The sequence below is a fragment of the Streptomyces longisporoflavus genome, from assembly GCF_014649775.1.
GTDB classification, from domain to species: domain Bacteria; phylum Actinomycetota; class Actinomycetes; order Streptomycetales; family Streptomycetaceae; genus Streptomyces; species Streptomyces longisporoflavus.
This window is the reverse complement of sequence record NZ_BMTR01000018.1, coordinates 109,347-128,882: the sequence shown is the minus strand read 5'-3', so window position 1 is coordinate 128,882 and position 19,536 is coordinate 109,347. Positions and strand designations below refer to the sequence as shown.

Genomic DNA, 19,536 nt, shown 5'->3' with positions numbered 1-19,536 from the left:
TGAACGACCTGTGCCGATTCTGCCTCACCGTACGGTACGTACGGGACCGAATACCCCGTACCCAGATCTTGCCGCGGCCCCTGCGGCTACCCCCGGAGATCCACGAGCAGCGGCGGCGCGTGCTCCCCCCGCACATCGGTCAACGAAAGCACCGCATGCCCCGCGGGCACCCCGTGCGCCAGTTCGGAGGCTGACCATCGCTCGCGCTCGACCTGGCGGACGGTGACGGCGTCCCTCGTCACGGCCTTGCCCGTGACGAGTTTGCGCAGGGCGTGCAGGGCGCGTGTCATCGGCTGATCGGCGAAGACCGCGTGCTGGGCGACCTCGCGGGTCTCGATCCACGAGGTGCCCCACGCCTCCGCGAAGCGTCTGCCGTCCCAGGTGGTGACGCCGGAGAAGGCCATACGGCAGCCGACGGTCGCGTACAGCGGCCCTTGCAGTGGCTCGGGTACGTCACTGACGGTACGCAGGGCCAGCACGACTCCCGCGTTCACGGACCGCAGGCGCTGGATGCCCTGGACCGTCTCGTCGGTCACCGCCCGGGTGGCGTCGTCGAGGACCAGGCAGACGAAGTGCTCGCGGTCGGCGCGGGTGTGCGCCACGGAGTTGAACTGGGCCAGGAGGAGACGGGTGAGCAGTCGCGAAGCCTCTGCGTGCCCGCGCTCGGGCAGGTCGATACGTACGCGCATGGGGTGGTGCGTCAGCGCGCGCAGGGAGAACGGGCTGTCGCTGCCCGCGTCGAAGAAATCGGCGAAGGCCGGACGGTCGAGCAGGGCGAGCCGGTCGGCGAGCGCCGGAGCCGGGTCGGCCGCGCTGCCCTGCTGCCGGGCCCGTGCGTCGAGTTCGCGCCGCATCGCGGCATGGTCGTCCGACGCGAGGGCCTCGCGCAGTTCCGCCAGGGCGGAGGGCACGCCTTCGAGCAGTTCGCGCAGGGCGGGCACCGAGGGGAAACGGCCGTACGCCGCCCAATAGGGGCCGAGCAGCCGGGCCAGCGTCGTCGACGCGCGGCGGCTGTCGACGGCGGCGAGGTCTCCGACGAGCCCCTCGGCCAGGAAGGACGCGGCCTCGTCCGGGTCCGACGTGCCGGCGTAGAGGTCGAGGTCGTGCACGGACGCCGGGTCGCCGATCTTGACGACGACGTCATAGGCGTCGTCACCGCCGAGCGGTGTGCCGGCCGCGCAGACCGCGACGACCGCGCACTGGCCGGTGAGCGCTTGCAGCGAGAGGGATTCCACGACCGGCCGGACGAGCCGGTCGGTCTTGCCCGAACCGGACGGGCCGACCGCCAGGAGCGAGGTGCCGAGGGCGGCGGGCTCCAGGGCGATGCCGGCGCCGCGGCTGTCGGCGGGGTTGCGCTCCTCGGGCACGCACCGTCCGATGCGGACCTGCCCGACGAGCAGGTCGTGGGTCCCCGTGCGGGAGGGCAGGTCCCGCGCGCCGGAGGGGTGCGTCCAGGCGGCGCCGGCCTGCCGCAGCACGGTCTCGTCGAACACGTCGCGCAGCGCGGGGTCCCCGCTCGCCGTGCTCCACATCCGGCGCACCCGCACACAGTCGACGTCGTTCATCTGCCCGCTCAGGACCGCGGCGGACAGCACGTCCGCCGCCTTGTCCCGGCCCGCTCCCCTGAGCTCGGGCCACTGGGCCCGCGATGCCACGGGCGCGGGCTGCCGGGGAGGCGAGGGAACCAGACCGTTCCCGGCCGGCCGGGGGCGGGCGAGCCAGGTGCGCAGAAGTCCCACCCAGTCCCCCAGTTTCGCGAACGGCCAGAGCACCGCCCCGGTGATCAGCACGTACAGCCCGTACGTGACGATCTCGTTCGCGAAGATCTCGTAGCCGCCCGAGAACAGCGCGATCAGCGCCATCGCGCCGGTGAAGATCGGCAGGGGGTCCCAGGAGACCCCGGGGAAGGCCTCGGGCCAGACGAACATCAGCACGATGAGCGCACCCGCCGCGGCACGCAGCGCACGGCTGGGCTGCTCCCTGCGGCTGATGAGGTGCCGGAACGCCTCGGCCCAGTTCCCGAGGCGGCCGACTCCGTAGACCAGCAGCACGAAGACCACGCTGCTGATGGCCGTCAGGGCTTCGTTGCCCTGCCACTTCCACTCGATCGGGTCGATGGTCCCCGAGTGGAACCAGCCTTCCGGCGTGAGCAGCCAGATCAGCGGCCTCTGGTAGGGGATGTCCTGCTGCCGCCACAGCGACCAGACGAACAGCCCGATCGCCAGAGAGATCAGCAACCCCGCCAGGAGGCCGCGGTCCATCCGCCGGTCTTCCTCATCGTCCGGCGGCGGAACATGCCGGAACCTCCAGATGCCGAGCCCCGCCTCGGGCCGCGGCGCCGACAGCCAGTCGGCGACGGCCGACAGGGCACCGGGCGGCCGGCGCGGCACCGGCGGCAGCCCGGCGGGCACCGGCGGCGGAGCGTGCGCCGGACGCGGCACGGGGGTGGCATGAGTGCCGTACGCGTCCTGCGTGCCGTCGGAATCCATGATCCTTGCCCCCTGGACTGCCGTTCTCCTGGTTCGCGGCTCAATCTAGTGCCCCCACAGGGGGAGTTCATCGGATACGCGCCCGGGACCTGCGGGAACACCTCGCTCCCCGGAGACCCCCGCACGGGACGAAAGCCGCACCCCGCCCGACCGCCGCTATATCCACCGCGGACAACCGCCACGCCGAACAACTCCCCCGTGGAACATGCCCGCCCCCTTGCTCCGCCCCTAACCTGCGAAGAAAGCAAGCATTCGAGCGTCCGCCTCGCCCCACCCCCAGGAGCACCCCATGACCGCACTTCCGCAGGAGCGCCGCGTCGTCACCGCCATCCCCGGGCCGAAGTCCCGGGAGCTTCAGGCCCGCCGTACCGCCACGGTCGCCGGTGGTGTGGGTTCCGTGCTGCCCGTCTTCGCTGCGCGCGCGGGGGGCGGCATCATCGAGGACGTCGACGGCAACCGCTTCATCGACTTCGGTTCCGGCATCGCCGTGACGTCCGTCGGTGCCAGCGCCGAGGCCGTCGTACGCCGTGCGACCGCGCAGCTCGCCGACTTCACGCACACCTGTTTCATGGTCACGCCCTACGAGGGGTACGTCGCCGTCGCCGAGCAGCTCGCCGAGCTGACGCCGGGTGACCACGAGAAGAAGTCCGCGCTCTTCAACTCCGGCGCCGAGGCCGTCGAGAACGCCGTCAAGATCGCCCGCGCGCACACCAAGCGCCAGGCCGTCGTCGTCTTCGACCACGGCTACCACGGCCGTACGAACCTCACGATGGCGCTGACCGCCAAGAACATGCCGTACAAGAACGGCTTCGGTCCGTTCGCGCCCGAGGTCTATCGCGTCCCGGTGGCGTACGGCTACCGCTGGCCCACGGGCGAGGAGAACGCCGGGCCCGAGGCCGCCAAGCAGGCCATCGACATGATCAGCAAGCAGGTCGGCGCGGAGAACGTCGCCGCGATCATCATCGAGCCGGTGCTCGGCGAGGGCGGCTTCATCGAGCCCGCGAAGGGCTTCCTGCCCGAGATCGTGAAGTTCGCCAACGACAACGGCATCGTCTTCGTCGCGGACGAGATCCAGTCCGGCTTCTGCCGTACGGGCCAGTGGTTCGCGTGCGAGGACGAGGGCATCGTCCCGGACCTCATCACGACCGCCAAGGGCATCGCGGGCGGTCTGCCGCTCGCCGCCGTCACGGGCCGCGCCGAGATCATGGACGCCGCGCACTCCGGCGGCCTCGGCGGCACCTACGGCGGCAACCCGGTGGCCTGCGCCGGTGCGCTCGGGGCCATCGAGACGATGAAGGAGCTCGACCTCAACGGCAAGGCGAAGGCCATCGAGGCGACGATGAAGGCCCGCCTGAACGCCATCGCGGAGAAGTACGAGATCGTCGGCGACGTCCGCGGCCGTGGCGCGATGATCGCCATCGAGCTGGTCAAGGACCGCGCCACCAAGGAGCCCAACCCCGAGGCGACGGCCGCGCTCGCCAAGGCCTGCCACGCCGAGGGCCTGCTCGTCCTGACCTGCGGCACGTACGGCAACGTCCTGCGCTTCCTGCCGCCGCTCGTCATCGGCGAGGACCTCCTGACCGAGGGTCTCGACATCATCGAGGCCGCGTTCGCGCGCATCTGACCGCACTTTCGGTGCCGCCTGCCGGAGCCGGGATCGCCCCGAAAAATCGGGATGATCCCGGCTCCGCATGTGTCGGCACATGCCCCTGACGCGTGCGTACCGCAGCTGGTGCAGGACCGGTGACCTGGGGTTACCGTCAGGGCGTGTGAAGAACGTGTGCGGGCCCCATGACGGGTTGCCGTTCCGCCTGTCGGACGGGTCGCCACCTGACGTACGGTTTCTGCAGATGAGAGAAACACCCCGCCCACAGGGGACTGTGGGCGACACCGGGACGGAGCCTCCCCAGCCCCGTCTTGGTCGTGCCCTCGCGCACACACCCGGAGCTTCTGGCTCCGGAACTCCTCACCGATCGGATGCCCGCCCGCCCCATACCCCCCGGGGCGTGCGGAACACCGGTCAGGACGGCCGCCTCGGAACTACCCCCCCTGTTCCGGGGCGGCCGACCACTTTCTTCCTCGGCCTTCTCGGCCTCTGCGCGCTTCTCTTCGCGCTCGTCACCTGGCAGGTCGCCGCCGACGGTCCCCTGCGCGACGCGGACGAGCGACTCGGCCCCTGGATCACCGGCAGCCGCCTCCCGGACGGCGCGGCCGAATTCCTCGCCGATCTGGGCGGCGTCTCCCTGGCGGTGCCGGTCCTCGCCGTGGCCATCGCCTACGCGGCTTGGCGCGGCCACCGAGCGGGCACGTACCGCTGGTGGCTCGCCCCGCTGGTCGCCGCCGTGGCCATGGCGGCCGTCCCGGCGCTCGTGATCCCGCTGAAGGAGCTCTTCGACCGCACCGGCCCGCCCGGCATGGACGGCAGCGGCTACTACCCCTCGGGCCACACCGCCACCGCCATGGTCGCCTACGGCGGGGCAGCGCTGCTCCTGCTGCCGTACCTGCGCGGCACGTACGCCCGGCGTGAACTGGTCATCGCGTGCGCGCTGTTGAACTTCGGGGTCGGGCTCGGCCTGGTGCGCCGCGGGTACCACTGGCCGCTGGACGTCGTGGCCAGCTGGTGTCTGTTCGGGATCGTGCTCCAGGTGATGGTGCTGGTGGTGGCGCGGTACGGGCACCGCGCCACCGAAGAGGACACGCGGTACGGACACCGCGCCACCTAAGCGAACAGCTGATCCAGACCGAACGGGTCGGCAGGTTGTCAGGTTGTCAGGGTCTCATCAACAATTACTCCTCGTCCCGCGGCGCCAGCTGCGCCGCCGCCTCGTGCATCGCGAGTTCGAGCAGCGCCGGATCCGTCAGCGTGCCCGACCCGTCGGGCGGCACGAGCCAGCGGACGCCGCCCGTGGAGCGCCCCGGGTAAGGGACCACGATCCAGGTGCCGCGGCCCGCGCCGCGCACGCCCGTGCCGACCCAGCGGGCGACGGTGCCCGCCGGGACGAAGAAGCCCATGCGGGAGTCGCCGAAGTCCGCGAGCACCGGGCCGGGGCGGTCGATGCAGCGGGTCAGCACGTCGAGCGTCGGATAGCCGAGTTCGCCCGGCAGGATCAGTACGTCCCAGAGCCTGCCGGCGGGAAGGAGTGCCACGCCGAGGGGATTTCGCTCCCACTCCCAGCGGCAGGCATCCGGATCCGGCGCCACCGACACGAGCCACTCGACGGCCGACTTCGCCCCGGGGTCAGTCATGGGGGAACCTCCCTCTCTTGTGCAACAGCTGTGCCTGACACGGGAGAGAGGGGGTTCGGTCGGAAGCGTTACGCGGGTTCGGAGAACTTGTTGACGAAGAGTCGACAGAGGCAGCCGTCCGGGCCCCGCGGCACGTCCGTCAGCTGTCGAAACCCAGGCCAAGCTTGTCCATCGTCTTCAGCCACAGGTTGCGCCTGCCGCCGTTCTCGTCCGCACGGGCCAGGGACCACTTCGTCAGGGCGACGCCCGTCCAGGCGAACGGCTCGGGCGGGAACGGCAGCGGTTTCGTGCGCACCATCTCCAGGGACGTACGTTCCGTGCGCTCGCCGGAGAGCAGGTCCAGCATGACGTCGGCGCCGAACCGGGTGGCCCCGACACCGAGCCCGGTGTAGCCCGCCGCGTACGCGACGCGCCCCCCGTGCGCCGTGCCGAAGAACGCCGAGAAGCGCGAGCACGTGTCGATCGCGCCGCCCCACGCGTGCGTGAACCGGACCCCCTCCAACTGCGGGAAGCAGGTGAAGAAGTGGCCCGCCAGCTTCGCGTACGTCTCGGGGCGGTCGTCGTGCTCGGCACGCAGCTTGCCGCCGAACGGATAGATCGCGTCGTAACCGCCCCACAGGATGCGGTTGTCGGCGGAGAGCCGGAAGTAGTGGAACTGGTTGGCGCTGTCCCCGAGTCCCTGGCGGTTCTTCCAGCCGATCGCGGCCAGCTGCTCCTCGGTCAGCGGCTCCGTCATCAGCGCGTAGTCGTAGACCGGGACGGTGTACGCGCGCACGCGCTTGACCAGCGAAGGGAAGATGTTCGTGGCGAGCGCGACCTGGCGTGCGCGGATCCGGCCGTACGGGGTGCGCACGGCCATCCCCGCGCCGGACGAGACGAGTCGGAGCGCCGGCGTGTGCTCGTAGACGCGCACGCCCTTCTCCAGGCAGGCGCGCTTGAGGCCCCAGGCGAGCTTCGCCGGGTTGAGCAGGGCGACGCCCTCGCGGTCCCAGAGGCCGCCGAGGAAGGTCGGCGAGTCGACGTGGGCGCGCACGGCGTCCGCGTCGAGCAGTTCGGAGCCGCCCGCGAGGCCGTGCCGCGCCGTCTCCTCGTACATCTCGCGCAGTTCGGTGAGCTGGTGCGGCTGGGTGGCCACGTCGATCTCGCCGGTGCGCTCGAAGTCGCAGTCGATGGAGTAGCGCTTGACGGCCGCCTCGATCTCGTCGAGGTTGCGGGCGCCGAGTTCCTCCAGCTTCGCGATCTCGCCGGGCCAGCGGGAGAGGCCGTTCGCGAGGCCGTGCGTGAGGGACGCGGCGCAGAAGCCGCCGTTGCGGCCGGAGGCGGCCCAGCCCGCCTCCCGGCCCTCGACAAGGACCACATCGCGGTCCGGGTCGCGTTCCTTGGCGATCAGTGCGGTCCACAGTCCGCTGTAGCCGCCCCCGACGACAAGGAGGTCGCACTGCTCGTCGGCGGTGAGGGCGGGCTCGGCGCGGGGCCTGCCGGGGTCGTCGAGCCAGTACGAGACCGGCTGGGCGTCCGAGAGCGACTTGGTCCAACGGGTCATGGCGCTTGGGGCCATGATTTCCAACTCCTTCAGAGATCAGAAAAGCGTGCGTGGCTTTATGCCGACTGCTTGTTGCGGCGCTTGGAGACGATCATTCCGCCGAGCACCAGGACGACGGCGACGAGGAACATCGCCGTGCCGATCACATTGATCTGAACGGGAGTACCGCGCTGTGCCGATCCCCAGACGAACATGGGGAACGTCACGGTCGAGCCCGCGTTGAAATTCGTGATGATGAAATCGTCGAAGGAGAGCGCGAAGGCGAGCAGCGCGCCCGCCGCGATACCGGGTGCGGCGATCGGCAGCGTGACCCGGACGAAGGTCTGCACGGGCCCCGCGTAAAGGTCCTGTGCGGCCTGTTCGAGGCGCGGGTCCATGGACATCACGCGCGCCTTGACGGCGGTCACCACGAAGCTGAGGCAGAACATGATGTGGGCGATGAGAATCGTCCAGAAGCCGAGCTGCGCGCCCATGTTGAGGAAGAGCGTGAGCAGCGAGGCGGCCATCACGACCTCGGGCATCGCCATCGGCAGGAAGATCAGCGAGCTGACCGCGCCGCGCGCCCGGAAGCGGTAGCGCACGAGCGCGAAGGCGATCATCGTGCCGAGCACGGTCGCGCCGATCGTCGCCCAGGCGGCGATCTGCAGGCTCAGGCTGAGCGAGCCGCACATGTCGGCGACGCCGCACGGGTCCTTCCAGGCGTCGAGCGAGAAGTCCTGCCAGGCGTAATTGAAGCGCCCCTTCGGTTTGTTGAAGGAGAACACCGTCACGACGACGTTCGGCAGCAGCAGATACGCGAGCGTCAGCAGACCCGCGATGACGACGAATTTGCCGCTCAGCCAGCGGAAGAAGGCAGCCATCAGACGAGATCCTCCGTCCCGGACTTACGGATGTAGAAAGTGACCATCACGAGGATCGCCGCCATCAGGATGAAGGAGAGCGCCGCGGCCGTCGGGTAATCCAGAATGCGCAGGAACTGCGTCTGGATGACGTTTCCGACCATGCGGGTGTCGGTGGAGCCGAGCAGATCCGCGTTGACGTAATCGCCCGCCGCCGGAATGAAGGTGAGCAGCGTTCCGGAGACGACGCCCGGCATGGACAGCGGGAAGGTCACCTTGCGGAAGGTCGTGGACGGCCTCGCGTAGAGGTCGCCCGCCGCTTCGTGCAGCCGGCCGTCGATGCGCTCCAGGGAGGTGTAGAGCGGCAGGATCATGAACGGCAGGAAGTTGTACGTGAGTCCGCAGATCACCGCGAGCGGTGTGGCGAGGACCCGGTCGCCTTCCGTGACCCCCAGCCAGCTGGTGACGTCCAGGACGTGCAGCGAGTTCAGGGCGCCCACGACGGGGCCACCGTCCGCGAGGATCGTCTTCCACGCCAGCGTACGGATGAGGAAGCTGGTGAAGAACGGCGCGATGACCAGGACCAGGATGAGGTTGCGCCAGCGGCCCGCGCGGAACGCGATGAGATACGCGAGCGGATAGCCGAGCAGCAGACACAGGATCGTGGCGGAGCCCGCGTACATCACCGAGCGCAGGAACTGCGGCCAGTAGTCGCTCAGCGCGTCCCAGTAGGTCGCGAAGTGCCAGGTGACCTTGAAGCCGTCTTCCAGGGAGCCGGTCTGGACGGACGTCGACGCCTGGTAGACCAGCGGCAGCGCGAAGAAGACGACCAGCCAGAGGATGCCGGGCAGCAGCAGCCAGTAGGGGACGAGGCGGCCTCGCCTGCGGGCCTTGCGGGGCGGCGCGTCCGGCTCTTTCGTCGGCGGCGCGTCGGTGAGGGTGGTCGTCATGCGGAGGCGTCCTCCTCGACCTTCTCGACGCCCGCTTCGATGTCCTGGGCGGCGTCCAGGCCGAAGGTGTGCGCCGGGTTCCAGTGCAGGACGACGTCGACGCCGGGGACCAGGCGGGTGTCGCGCTCGATGTTCTGGGCGTAGACCTCGAACGCGTCGCAGACCGGGCTGTGGACGACGTACTGCGTCGATACGCCGATGAAGCTGCTGTCGGCGATGCGGCCCGTGATCCGGTTGCGCCCCTCGGGGATCTGCCCGGCGTCGTCGGCGTGCGTGAGGGAGATCTTCTCGGGGCGCACGCCGAGGATGACCTTGCCGCCCGTGGTGGTGGGCGCCGTACATCGCTCGGCGGGCAGCGTGAGCTTGCCGTCGCCCGCCTTGAGGGTGAGGTCGTCGCCGCTGCGGCCCGCGATCTCCGCCGCTATGAAGTTCGACGTGCCGAGGAAGTTGGCGACGAAGGTGGTGCGGGGGTTCTCGTAGAGGTCGGCGGGGGCGCCGAGCTGTTCGACCCGGCCCGCGTTCATCACCGCGACCTGGTCGGCCATCGTCATGGCCTCTTCCTGGTCGTGCGTGACGTGGATGAAGGTGATGCCCACCTCGGTCTGGATGCGCTTGAGTTCGAGCTGCATCTGGCGGCGCAGCTTGAGGTCGAGGGCGCCGAGCGGCTCGTCCAGGAGCAGCACCTTGGGGTGGTTGATCAGGGCGCGGGCCACGGCGACGCGCTGCTGCTGGCCGCCGGAGAGCTGGTGCGGCTTCTTGCGGGCCTGCTCGCCGAGCTGGACGAGGTCGAGCATCTCGCCGACCTGGCCCTTCACCGACTTGATGCCGCGCCTGCGCAGGCCGAAGGCGACGTTCTCGAAGATGTCGAGGTGCGGGAAGAGCGCGTACGACTGGAAAACCGTGTTGACCGGCCGCTTGTACGGCGGCAGTGCCGTGACGTCCTGCTCGCCCAAGTGCACGGTGCCCGAGCTGGGCTCCTCCAGGCCCGCGATCATGCGGAGCGTGGTGGTCTTGCCACAGCCGGACGCGCCGAGCAGCGCGAAGAAGGAGCCCTGCGGCACGGTGAGGTCGAGGGGGCGGACGGCGGTGAAGGAGCCGTACGTCTTGCTGATCCCGGTGAGGCGGACGTCGCCGCCGTGTTCTTGAGCAGAGGTCATGGTGGGGTCCAGGGAAGTCGAGGGGAGGAACGGAGGCGCCCCTTCAGGGGCGCGGGGCGGTGACATATGCGGCTCCGCCGCGTGGGCGCGATCAGCCACGCAGGGCCCGCAGATTCAAACGGCCGCGGTCCAGCGCAGCCCTACGCACCGGTCAGCTTGGCGAACTTCTCCTCGTACGCCGTCTCTTCCTTCGGCGTCAGCGAGCGGAACCCGTGGGACTTCGCGGCCATCTCCTTGTCCGGCAGGATCAGCGAGTTCGCGGCGGCTTCCTTGTCGAGCTTCGCCAGCTCGGGGCGCACACCGTCCACGGGACAGACGTAGTTGATGTACGCGGCGAGGCGCGCGGCGGGCTCGGGCTCGTAGTAGTAGTCGATGAGCCGTTCGGCGTTGCGCTTGTGGCGCGCCTTGTTCGGGACGAGCAGGTTGTCCGTGGACGTGATGTAGCCCTGGTCGGGGATGTGGAAGGCGATGTCGGGGTTGTCGGCCTGGAGCTGCACGATGTCGCCCGCCCAGCCGAGGCACGCGGCGATGTCGCCCTTGTCGAGGTCAGAGGTGTAGTCGTTGCCCGTGAAGCGGCGGATCTGCTTCTTGTCGACGGCCTTCTGGAGCCGGGCGATGGCCGCGTCGAAGTCGTTGTCGGTGAACTTCGCCGGGTCCTTGTCCATGTCGATCAGCGTCATGCCGACGGTGTCGCGCATCTCGGAGAGGAATCCGACGCGCCCCTTTAGCTTGGGGTTGTCCAGGAGCTGCGACACCGAGGTGATGTCCTCGCCGTCGGTCGCCTTCTTGTTGTACGCGATGACCGTGGAGATGCCGGTCCAGGGGTACGAGTAGGCCCGCCCGGGGTCCCAGTCCGGGTTGCGGAACTGGGCGGCCAGGTTGGTGTACGCGTGCGGCAGGTTGGCCGGGTCGAGCTTCTGGACCCAGCCGAAGCGGATGAGCCGGGCCGCGAGCCAGTCCGTGACGCAGATGAGGTCGCGCCCGGTTTCCTGGCCCGCCGCGAGCTGCGGCTTGATCTTCCCGAAGAACTCGACGTTGTCGTTGATGTCCTCGGTGTACTTGACCTTGATCCCGGTGCGCTTGGTGAACGCGTCCAGGGTGGGGCGGCGCTGGTCGTCGTCGACGTCCATGTACTCGGTCCAGTTGGAGAAGTTGATCTGCTTCTCGTCGGCCGAGTGGTCGTCGGACGAGACCTCTCCCTGGCTCTTGCTCGCCGCCGGGATGCCGCAGGCACCGAGAGTGCCGAGGCCGCCGACCGCGAACGCGCCGCCGGCGGAGGCGCGCAGCAGGGAGCGGCGGGTGAGGGAGGCCCTGCCGTTCCTGAAGCTGCGGCGCATGGCGGCCAGTCGGGCCGGGGAGAGGGGATCCCCCGCCGCCCGAACGGAGTCGAGAGCTTGAGGGAGGTCGGGCTCGTACTGCTCCATACGCTTGATCGCCCTTTCGGGAGGAGGCCGCTGGTCGGGCGGCTGCTGGCTATCGGTCCCCGAAGACAGTGCGGTGCCAGTCCTTGCGGACCACCGCGGTGTTGTCGAACATGACGTGCTTGACCTGCGTGTACTCCTCGAAGGAGTAGGCGGACATGTCCTTTCCGTAGCCCGACGCCTTGTATCCGCCGTGCGGCATCTCGCTGAGGATGGGGATGTGGTCGTTGACCCACACGCAGCCCGCCTTGATCTCTCGGGTCGCCCGGTTGGCACGGAACACGTCGCGGCTCCAGGCCGAGGCGGCGAGACCGTACGGAGTGTCGTTCGCGAGCCGGATGCCTTCGTCGTCGGAGTCGAACGGCAGCACCACGAGCACGGGCCCGAAGACCTCGGACTGCACGATCTCGCTGTCCTGCGCGGCGTCCGCGATGAGGGTGGGCTTGTAGAAGGCGCCGGGGTGGTCGAGCGCCTCGCCGCCGGTGACCACGCGCGCGTAGGAGCGTGCCCGGTCGACGAAACCGGCGACGCGGTCGCGGTGGACGTGCGAGATGAGCGGGCCGAGGTCGGTGTCATCGGCGAAGGGGTCACCGAGCCGCACGCTCTCCATGAGCGCGGCGACGCCGTCCACGAAGGCGTCGTACAGGGGACGTTGCACGTACGCGCGCGTGGCGGCCGTGCAGTCCTGCCCGGTGTTGATGAGCGCTCCGGCGACCGCGCCGTGCACGGCGGCCTCCAGGTCGGCGTCGTCGAAGACGACGAAGGGCGCCTTGCCGCCGAGCTCCAGGTGCAGCCGCTTGACGGTGGAGGTGGCGATCTCGGCGACGCGCTTGCCGACGCCGGTGGACCCGGTGAAGGAGGTCATGGCGACGTCGGGGTGCCCGACGAGCCGCTCTCCGGCGTCCCGCCCCGCCCCGCTGACGATGTTGACGACACCGTCCGGGATGCCTGCCTCGGTCGCGGCCCGCGCGAAGAGCAGCGAGGTGAAGGGGGTGAGTTCGGCGGGCTTGAGGACGATCGTGTTGCCCGCGGCGATGGCGGGAAGCACCTTCCAGGCGGCCATCTGGAGGGGGTAGTTCCAGGGCGCGATGGAGCCGACGACACCGATGGGCTCTCGCCGTACGTACGAGGTGTGGTCGCCGGAGTACTCACCGGCCGACTGGCCTTGGAGGTGCCGGGCGGCGCCCGCGAAGAAGGCGGCGTTGTCGACGGTGCCGGGGACGTCGAACTCCCGGCTGAGCTTGATGGGCTTGCCGCACTGGAGCGACTCGGCCTGCGCGAACTCCTCCGCGCGTGCCGCCAGTACGGCGGCGAATCGGTGCATGGCGTCGGAGCGCTCGCCGGGGGTCGCGCCCGCCCATGCGGGGAAGGCGCGCGCGGCGGCGGCGACAGCGGCGTCGACGTCCTTCTCGCCCGCGAGTTCGTATCGGTGGATCTCGTTGCCGGTGGCCGGGTCGACGACGGCGTGGGTGCGGCCCGATGTGCCCTCGGTCAGCCGTCCGGCGATGTACTGCGCGCCGTCCGCGAAATGGTCCTGCGCCTGGAAGTTGTGCATGACGCTCTCCTCCGCCGTCGCCCCTCCGTCCCGGGAGGTCGGCGTAGCTCCAGATCGATTTGAGTGCCGATCCTGACAGAGCAGTGGGGCTCCAACAAGTGATTCCGTTGTTGCCTTTTGGTTACGCGACGGAATCTGTCGACCAGGTGTCGAGTTGTCCTGGAAAACCCAGGACGGAATGTCAGTGGTGCGTGCCAGACTCGCGTGCATGACGAAGATCGACTCGGTGAACACGCTGGTCGCGGCGGTGCAGTCGGGCGAGCGGGTGAAGTATCTGCACTTCTGGGGCCACCGGCCGCGGCAGGACGGGACGCTGGGTTCGAGCTGCCTGAGCCAGTGGTGGCCGTCGCCGTTCACCGTGGACGGAGTGGAGTACGGGACGGCCGAGCACTGGATGATGGCCGCCAAGGCCCGCCTTTTCTCGGACGCGGAGGCGCAGGCGGCGGTCCTCGCCGCACGGACACCCGCCGAGGCGAAGAAGGCGGGACGTCTGGTGCGGGGCTTCGACGAGGCGACGTGGGAGCGGGAGCGCTTCGGCATCGTGGTCGAGGGCAGCGTCCACAAGTTCGCGTCGAGTGACGCCCTCCGCTCGTTCCTGGCGGGCACGGGGTCGCGGGTCCTGGTGGAGGCGAGCCCGGTGGACCGCGTCTGGGGGATAGGCCTGGCGGCCGACGACGAGCGCGCCGGGGTGCCCGAGAAGTGGCGGGGCCCGAACCTTCTCGGCTTCGCTTTGATGGAGGCGCGGGAGCGGTTGCGTCAGGCCTGAGCGGCCGGGGCCTTTCTTGACCGGCCCGGGGCTATCACGCCCGCCGCCCGGTCAGGGCTCGACGACGAACGACGCCGAGTAGCTGCCGCCGTCCCGCGAAGCCCCGTCCTCCTCGAACGCGTCGTCCGGCACGAGGACGAGCACCACCATCAGGGCCACGCCCAGGACGATGCCCGCTGCGCCGCAGATGATCCCGGCCAGCGCCTGGCCGGGGTTCGTCGCCTCGCCGCGCTTCGCCCTGCCGCGCCCGATCGCCCCGAAGATGATCGCGAGGATGCCCAGCACGATCGCCAGGGGCCACAGGCAGAAGCCGGCGGCCGCGATGATCCCGAGTACGAGCGCGGTCACGCCCATCCCGTTGGCGGGCGCCATCGGCATCGCGGCCCAGCCGTAACCGGGCGGCCCCTGCCCCTGGTAGCCCGGATTACCGGGGTATCCGGGATAACCGGGATAGCCCTGCGGGCCCGGCGCGCCCGCACCGCCCTGATAACCGCCGGGGTAACCGGGATAGCCGTAGGGCACCTGCCCCGGCCCCTCGGGCCCGATCGGAGGCGGCGGCACCGGCTCGCCCTGTCCCCCGGCATCGGCCGGAGGCGCGAACGGCCCCGGGCCCGGACCCGGTCCCGGCCCCGGTTGCGGCCCCACCCCCGAAGCCGGCGTCGACCGCTGATGCACGGACGGCGGAGCCCACGGGTCCCGCCCCTCGGACGTGCCCGGTTCGCCCGAATCCTGGGACATGCCGCGTCACCTCTTTCGTACGTTCCGTCATGCTACGGCCACCGCCCGCGCCGAAGGCCCGCGGCCTAGGATGATCCCGAGTTACCCGATCAGCCGATCAATTCCGTTCCTGGGGAGGAAACCGTGACCGACCTGCACAGCGCCCGTGAGCCACGCGACCCGCATGCCTTCATCGCCGGACTGCCCAAGGCGGAACTGCATGTGCACCACGTCGGTTCGGCATCTCCCCGCATCGTCTCGGCCCTCTCCGCCCGGCACCCCGACTCCGCGGTGCCCACGGACGTGGAGGCCCTCGCCGACTTCTTCACGTTCACGGACTTCGCCCACTTCATCCAGGTGTACCTCTCGGTCGTGGAGCTGATCCGCACCCCGGACGACGTACGCCTGCTCACGTACGAGATCGCCCGCGACATGGCCCGGCAGAACATCCGTTATGCCGAGCTGACCGTCACCCCGTACAGCTCCGTGCGCCGCGGCATCGACGACCGCGCCTTCATGGACGCCATCGAGGACGCCCGCAAGTCCGCCGAGGCGGACCTCGGTGTCGTCCTGCGCTGGTGCTTCGACATCCCCGGCGAGGCGGGCCTCGAATCCGCCGAGGAGACGCTGCGGCTCGCGATCACCGACAAGCTGCGCCCCGAGGGCCTGGTCTCCTTCGGGCTCGGCGGGCCCGAGATCGGCGTGCCGCGCCCGCAGTTCAAGCCGTACTTCGACCGCGCGATCGCGGCGGGCCTGCACTCCGTACCGCACGCGGGCGAGACCACCGGGCCCGGCACCATCTGGGACGCCCTGACCGACCTGCGCGCCGAGCGCATCGGCCACGGCACAAGCGCCGCACAGGACCCGAAGCTGCTCGCCCACCTCGCCGAGCACCGCATCCCGCTGGAGGTCTGCCCGACGTCGAACATCGCGACCCGCGCCGTCGCGAACCTCGACGAGCACCCCATCAAGCAGTTCGTCGCCGCCGGAATCCCGGTCACCGTCAACTCCGACGACCCGCCCATGTTCGGCACGGACCTCAACAACGAGTACGCGGTCGCCGCCCGCCTCCTCGACCTCGACGAGCGGGGCATCGCGGACCTGGCGAAGAACGCGGTGGAGGCCTCGTTCCTCGACCCCGCGGGCAAGTCGCGGCTCGTCGCCGAGATCGACACGTACACGCGGACCTGGCTCGCTCCCTGAGGACGGCACCACAATGGGGCCATGCGCACCGTGACAGCCGTGGCCCACCGAGGCGATCCCTACCGCTTCCGCGAGAACACCCTCCCGTCCCTGCGCTCCGCGTTCGGCAGGGGCGCGGACGCGGTGGAGATCGACGTCCGCCTCAGCCGTGACGGCGTCCCCGTCCTGTTGCACGACGCGACCCTCAAACGCCTGTGGGAGATCGACCGCCCCCTCGACACGCTCTCCGCGGACGAGGTGCGCGGCCTCACCGAAGGCGGCGTACCCACTCTGGAAGAGGCCATCGCGGCGACCGAGGGCCAACGCCTGATGCTGGACCTGCCCGGTGCGACTCCCCGGTCCGTACGCGCGATCGTCGGTGCCGTCGCCGACTGCGGGGCGGCGGATCGGACGTACTACAGCGCGGGCGCCCGGACGCTGCTCGCGGTGCGCGCGGCCGACCCCGCCGCCGAACTCGCGCTGACCTGGACGACGCTCGCCCCGCCGCGCCCCGCCGTCCTCGACGCGATCAAGCCCCGCTGGCTCAACTACCGCTTCTCGCTCCTGAACCGCGCCCTGGTGGACCGGGTACGGCGCCAAGGTCTGCTCGTCTCGGCCTGGACCCCGGACACGCCGCGCTCGATGCGCCGTCTCCTCGACATCGGCGTCGACTCGATCACGACCAACCGCGTCGACACGCTGCACGTCCTGCGCACGCGGTGACGGCGGGACGCCCCGCGCACGCGGTAACGGCGGGGCGCCCTCTCGTGGCCGGGCGCCCCCCTCAACTAGCTTGTGGTGCATGGGGAACAGCGACGACGACAGGCGGGAGGAACCGCTCTTCGTGTACGAGCGCGACGAGCGGGGTTATCGCGGCCACCGCCTGAATCCACGCCATCCGGTAGGCCTCATGCTGACCATCGCCCTCTTGGTCGGCATCGTTCTCGTCATCCTGCTCATGGCGAGGTGACCGCCTCTGCACGCGGCATCCCGGCGGCATACGCCAGCGGCGGCGCGATCGCCTGCGCGTCCGCCCCCTCCCCCACCCAGAGGCCGATGAGCAGCGCCGCCGTCGCCTCGACGAGACCGGCACGCTCCAGGCCGCCCGCGGCGAACGGCTCGCAGCCGGCGTCCTTCACCAGCTCCCGTACGACGTCCAGCGCGCTCTCGTCGTCCCCGCACACCGGCACCGCGAGCGGACGGCCGTCGAAGACCGGCGGGTCCATCCGCCATACGTCCTCGTGGCAGAGGTTGAACGCCTTGACGACCCGGGCCGCGGGCGCCGCGTCCGCGAGCCGCCGCGCTGCCGATGGACCGCCCTCGGTGAGCAGGACGAAGCCGGGGCCCACCGGGTTGGAGCAGTCGATCAGCACCCGTCCGTGCAGGGCGTCCCCGAGTTGCCCGGCCACGGCCGCCCCCGCCTCGTACGGCACGGCGAGCAGCACCGCGTCCCCGAACCCGGCCGCCGCACGTGCGGTCCCGTGCCCCGCCGCTCCCATCCGCGCGGCGAGCGCCGCCGCACGCCCCTCGTCCCGCCCGCCGATCAGCACCTCGTGCCCCGCGCGCACCCAGTGCGTGCCGAGCGCGTCCGCCATGCTGCCCGTGCCGATGATGCCTATCCGCATGCGCGTCTCCCTCACGTCCCACTCGTCCTGCTCGTCCCACTCGTACGGCTCGCCCGGTACCTCGGTCACCGGGGAACAGGGACGACAGTAGGAAAGCGCTCGGGCACCATTCGGTACGTGACGACGAACGACGATCTGCTCGCGGACTGCCGCGCCCGACTCGCCTTCGACCTGCTGGCCAACACCTGGAACGCCGTGGTGCTCTGGGCCCTGCGGCACGGGCCGTGCCGCCCCGGTGAACTGCGCGCCCGGATCGGCGGCATCAGCCCCAAGATCCTCACCGAGACGCTGCGCCGCCTGGAGTACAACGGCCTCGTCTCGCGGCAGCCGTACGCCGAGTCACCGCCCCGCGTCGAGTACGAACTCACCGCCTTGGGGCGTACGTTGCTCGACCCGATCGAGGCCTTCGGCGCGTGGGCCTTCGACCACGGCGACGAGGTGATGGCGGCCCGGGAGCAGGCGGACGGCCCACCCGACGACCCCCGCCCTACCCAGTGAACCAGGGAGCGCCTAGGCGACACCCGTCATGCTCGCGAACACCGTGACGTTGTTGGCGTAGTAGTGCCGGTCCGCGTCGAACTCGCCGCCGCAGGTGATCAGTCGCAGTCCCGCGTGGTCGATGTTCTTGTACACCTCCAGGGTGGGGAACTTCTTCTTCGGGTACTCCTCGACGCGGTCCGCGGTGAAGGTGGCCGTCTTCCCGTCCTCGCGGGCAACCTCGATGGTGTCCCCCGCCTTCATCGTCTTCAGGCCCTTGAAGACCGCGTCCGCGCCGTTCCAGGTCACGTGCCCCGCAATCACCGCCGGGCCGCGGGAGCCGGGGGCGGGGCCCGGTTCGTACCAGCCCGCCAGGTCGGGGTTCTCCGGCGTCGTCATCGCCCCGTCCTTGTTCTGCCCCAGCGTCTCCAGCTCGCTCGACACTCCCAGGGAGGGGATGGAGACCCGCTGGGGCGCGGACCGGGCCAGGTCCATGGCTTTCGCGTCCTGGCCCGCCCCCGATCCCGCCTCCGGCTCCGAACCCGCCCCCGCATCCGCCTCCGGCTCGGCGTTCGGGGCGCTCCGGGCCGGCGGCGGGTCCTGCGACGCTGCGGTGCCGCCGCCGTCCTCGCCCGCGCACGCGGTGAGCAGCAGAGCCGCCGCGACGGCGGCGATCACGGGGGCATGCCGCGTCCCCGCCCGAAGGGCCGGGCGGCGGCTCACGCGGCATCCCCGGTCTTCACGACCGCGGGAACGGGCGTCGGCCGCATCCGCCGCCGCGCGACGACCAGCACACCGGCGGCCGTCAGCGCCGCCGCCCCGGCGGTACCGATCACGGCCCCGGACGACGGACCGTCCGGGGCTGCGCCGCCCCCTGTCTCGACCCCGCCGACCGGCACGGATCCGACGGCCGCGCCCTTGACCACACCGCAGTTGGTCGGAGCGGTGGCCTCCTGGGGGAGCTTCGGGTCGAGCTCGCTCTTGCCCGCGCCCTCGAAGTCGTACTTGCCGTTGTCGTTGGGGTCGATGCCGTGCTGCACGATGTGCAGGTCCTTGATGTGATCGACCACGTCCTGCCCGACGGTGATGGTCCGCTTGTACGAGACCTTCCCCTGCGCGTCGGCCACGGGCATCCGGTCGACGGCGAGGCCGCTGCCCTCGTCGGTGCCCCCGGATTCGGTCAGCGAGATGTTGATGTCCCCGTAGTGGACGGTGGCCTCGGTGTTGTCGAGGATGCCGTCTTTGTTGGTGTCGTCGCCATTGTCGGGGCACTGGAAGTCGTGCCCGTCGGTGGAACCGTGCAGGTGCTGCGCCGACGGCTGTCCCGGCACCATCCCCTCGGACTTGATCCATACGGTCAGCGCGTTGCCGCGCAGGCTGAGGAGGGCCGTTCCCGTGGCCCCGGAGTCGTTCAGCGGAGCGAGGTCGATCTGGTAGGCCGGGGTGTCCGCCGCGAACACCGGGGACGAGACGGCCACGGTGAGAAGGACGGCGGGCAGAGCGGCGAGCGCCGCGAGCAGGCCGGTTCGCTTGGGCATCACGTTCGTTCCTTTTCATCGCGAGCCATGC

19 protein-coding genes are annotated in these 19,536 nt (G+C 70.5%); 7 read left to right on the top strand and 12 right to left on the bottom strand.

Annotated features, from left to right (window positions below; genetic code table 11):
- Positions 1 to 86: 86 nt before the first annotated feature.
- Complete coding sequence (locus tag IE226_RS31445) at positions 87 to 2,489, bottom strand: PDDEXK family nuclease (RefSeq protein WP_190084807.1); 2,403 nt, start codon at positions 2,487 to 2,489, stop codon at positions 87 to 89.
- 289 nt (positions 2,490 to 2,778) lie between these two features.
- Here IE226_RS31445 and gabT point away from each other — a divergent pair, with 289 nt between their 5' ends.
- Together gabT and IE226_RS31435 are read left to right on the top strand one after the other, a co-directional pair.
- Entirely contained in the window at positions 2,779 to 4,113 is a 1,335-nt protein-coding gene (gabT, locus tag IE226_RS31440) for a 4-aminobutyrate--2-oxoglutarate transaminase (RefSeq protein WP_190084806.1), read from the top strand.
- 382 nt (positions 4,114 to 4,495) lie between these two features.
- On the top strand, positions 4,496 to 5,212 hold the full coding sequence (locus IE226_RS31435; RefSeq protein WP_308429571.1) for a phosphatase PAP2 family protein: 717 nt from the start codon (positions 4,496 to 4,498) through the stop codon (positions 5,210 to 5,212).
- A 64-nt stretch (positions 5,213 to 5,276) separates the two neighbouring features.
- Here IE226_RS31435 and IE226_RS31430 read toward each other — a convergent pair whose 3' ends face one another.
- The 7 genes from IE226_RS31430 to IE226_RS31400 all read right to left on the bottom strand — a co-directional run bounded on the left by IE226_RS31430 (position 5,277) and on the right by IE226_RS31400 (position 13,200).
- The gene (locus IE226_RS31430) at positions 5,277 to 5,735 is read right to left on the bottom strand and encodes a hypothetical protein (protein WP_190084804.1); all 459 of its coding nucleotides are present in this window, start codon (positions 5,733 to 5,735) and stop codon (positions 5,277 to 5,279) included.
- A 139-nt stretch (positions 5,736 to 5,874) separates the two neighbouring features.
- On the bottom strand, positions 5,875 to 7,293 hold the full coding sequence (locus tag IE226_RS31425; protein WP_190084803.1) for an NAD(P)/FAD-dependent oxidoreductase: 1,419 nt from the start codon (positions 7,291 to 7,293) through the stop codon (positions 5,875 to 5,877).
- A 41-nt stretch (positions 7,294 to 7,334) separates the two neighbouring features.
- On the bottom strand, positions 7,335 to 8,138 hold the full coding sequence (locus tag IE226_RS31420) for an ABC transporter permease (protein ID WP_190084802.1): 804 nt from the start codon (positions 8,136 to 8,138) through the stop codon (positions 7,335 to 7,337).
- Positions 8,138 to 9,067: an ABC transporter permease gene (locus tag IE226_RS31415; RefSeq protein ID WP_190084801.1), complete on the bottom strand. Its 930-nt coding sequence runs from the start codon at positions 9,065 to 9,067 to the stop codon at positions 8,138 to 8,140. The genes IE226_RS31420 and IE226_RS31415 overlap by 1 nt, the downstream gene beginning before the upstream one ends.
- Positions 9,064 to 10,224: an ABC transporter ATP-binding protein gene (locus IE226_RS31410; RefSeq protein ID WP_190084800.1), complete on the bottom strand. Its 1,161-nt coding sequence runs from the start codon at positions 10,222 to 10,224 to the stop codon at positions 9,064 to 9,066. The genes IE226_RS31415 and IE226_RS31410 overlap by 4 nt, the downstream gene beginning before the upstream one ends.
- 140 nt (positions 10,225 to 10,364) lie before the next feature.
- Positions 10,365 to 11,648, bottom strand: coding sequence for an ABC transporter substrate-binding protein (locus IE226_RS31405; protein WP_373307066.1), 1,284 nt, complete (start codon positions 11,646 to 11,648; stop codon positions 10,365 to 10,367).
- Between the two features lie 49 nt (positions 11,649 to 11,697).
- Complete coding sequence (locus IE226_RS31400) at positions 11,698 to 13,200, bottom strand: gamma-aminobutyraldehyde dehydrogenase (RefSeq protein ID WP_190084799.1); 1,503 nt, start codon at positions 13,198 to 13,200, stop codon at positions 11,698 to 11,700.
- Positions 13,201 to 13,378: 178 nt separating this feature from the next.
- Between IE226_RS31400 and ybiA the strand changes: the two genes are divergently transcribed.
- On the top strand, positions 13,379 to 13,966 hold the full coding sequence (gene ybiA, locus IE226_RS31395) for a riboflavin biosynthesis intermediates N-glycosidase (protein ID WP_190084798.1): 588 nt from the start codon (positions 13,379 to 13,381) through the stop codon (positions 13,964 to 13,966).
- A gap of 51 nt (positions 13,967 to 14,017) precedes the next feature.
- Here the strand turns inward: ybiA and IE226_RS31390 are convergent, their stop codons facing one another.
- Positions 14,018 to 14,527: a DUF4190 domain-containing protein gene (locus IE226_RS31390; protein WP_308429570.1), complete on the bottom strand. Its 510-nt coding sequence runs from the start codon at positions 14,525 to 14,527 to the stop codon at positions 14,018 to 14,020.
- A gap of 300 nt (positions 14,528 to 14,827) precedes the next feature.
- On the opposite strand from IE226_RS31390, the gene IE226_RS31385 reads away from it, so the two are divergent.
- The 3 genes from IE226_RS31385 (at position 14,828) to IE226_RS31375 (ending at position 16,835) form a co-directional block, all read left to right on the top strand.
- A complete protein-coding gene (locus IE226_RS31385) occupies positions 14,828 to 15,886 on the top strand; it encodes an adenosine deaminase (protein WP_190084796.1) in 1,059 nt (352 codons plus the stop codon).
- A 21-nt stretch (positions 15,887 to 15,907) separates the two neighbouring features.
- Complete coding sequence (locus IE226_RS31380) at positions 15,908 to 16,588, top strand: glycerophosphodiester phosphodiesterase (protein ID WP_190084795.1); 681 nt, start codon at positions 15,908 to 15,910, stop codon at positions 16,586 to 16,588.
- 79 nt (positions 16,589 to 16,667) lie between these two features.
- Complete coding sequence (locus IE226_RS31375; RefSeq protein WP_190084794.1) at positions 16,668 to 16,835, top strand: hypothetical protein; 168 nt, start codon at positions 16,668 to 16,670, stop codon at positions 16,833 to 16,835.
- Here the strand turns inward: IE226_RS31375 and IE226_RS31370 are convergent.
- On the bottom strand, positions 16,822 to 17,490 hold the full coding sequence (locus IE226_RS31370; RefSeq protein ID WP_190084793.1) for an NADPH-dependent F420 reductase: 669 nt from the start codon (positions 17,488 to 17,490) through the stop codon (positions 16,822 to 16,824). The genes IE226_RS31375 and IE226_RS31370 overlap by 14 nt on opposite strands.
- Positions 17,491 to 17,607: 117 nt before the next feature.
- Here IE226_RS31370 and IE226_RS31365 point away from each other — a divergent pair, with 117 nt between their 5' ends.
- Positions 17,608 to 17,988: a winged helix-turn-helix transcriptional regulator gene (locus IE226_RS31365; RefSeq protein ID WP_229871650.1), complete on the top strand. Its 381-nt coding sequence runs from the start codon at positions 17,608 to 17,610 to the stop codon at positions 17,986 to 17,988.
- Between the two features lie 12 nt (positions 17,989 to 18,000).
- Here the strand turns inward: IE226_RS31365 and IE226_RS31360 are convergent, their stop codons facing one another.
- On the bottom strand, positions 18,001 to 18,690 hold the full coding sequence (locus IE226_RS31360) for a class F sortase (protein ID WP_190084792.1): 690 nt from the start codon (positions 18,688 to 18,690) through the stop codon (positions 18,001 to 18,003).
- A complete protein-coding gene (locus IE226_RS31355; RefSeq protein WP_190084791.1) occupies positions 18,687 to 19,508 on the bottom strand; it encodes a GVDTG sorting domain-containing protein in 822 nt (273 codons plus the stop codon). Before IE226_RS31355 ends, IE226_RS31360 begins: the two co-directional genes overlap by 4 nt.
- Positions 19,509 to 19,536 lie beyond the last annotated feature (28 nt).

Bases quoted from the DNA above. Each gene is read 5' to 3' on its own strand.
- IE226_RS31370 (WP_190084793.1), bottom strand. From the start codon at position 17,490: ATGCGGATAGGCATCATCGGCACGGGCAGCATGGCGGACGCGCTCGGC.
- IE226_RS31445 (WP_190084807.1), bottom strand. From the start codon at position 2,489: ATGGATTCCGACGGCACGCAGGACGCGTACGGCACTCATGCCACCCCC.
- IE226_RS31400 (WP_190084799.1), bottom strand. From the start codon at position 13,200: ATGCACAACTTCCAGGCGCAGGACCATTTCGCGGACGGCGCGCAGTAC.
- ybiA (WP_190084798.1), top strand. From the start codon at position 13,379: ATGTCAGTGGTGCGTGCCAGACTCGCGTGCATGACGAAGATCGACTCG.
- IE226_RS31405 (WP_373307066.1), bottom strand. From the start codon at position 11,648: ATGGAGCAGTACGAGCCCGACCTCCCTCAAGCTCTCGACTCCGTTCGG.
- IE226_RS31375 (WP_190084794.1), top strand. From the start codon at position 16,668: ATGGGGAACAGCGACGACGACAGGCGGGAGGAACCGCTCTTCGTGTAC.
- IE226_RS31425 (WP_190084803.1), bottom strand. From the start codon at position 7,293: ATGGCCCCAAGCGCCATGACCCGTTGGACCAAGTCGCTCTCGGACGCC.
- IE226_RS31420 (WP_190084802.1), bottom strand. From the start codon at position 8,138: ATGGCTGCCTTCTTCCGCTGGCTGAGCGGCAAATTCGTCGTCATCGCG.
- IE226_RS31410 (WP_190084800.1), bottom strand. From the start codon at position 10,224: ATGACCTCTGCTCAAGAACACGGCGGCGACGTCCGCCTCACCGGGATC.
- IE226_RS31415 (WP_190084801.1), bottom strand. From the start codon at position 9,067: ATGACGACCACCCTCACCGACGCGCCGCCGACGAAAGAGCCGGACGCG.
- IE226_RS31430 (WP_190084804.1), bottom strand. From the start codon at position 5,735: ATGACTGACCCCGGGGCGAAGTCGGCCGTCGAGTGGCTCGTGTCGGTG.
- gabT (WP_190084806.1), top strand. From the start codon at position 2,779: ATGACCGCACTTCCGCAGGAGCGCCGCGTCGTCACCGCCATCCCCGGG.
- IE226_RS31380 (WP_190084795.1), top strand. From the start codon at position 15,908: ATGCGCACCGTGACAGCCGTGGCCCACCGAGGCGATCCCTACCGCTTC.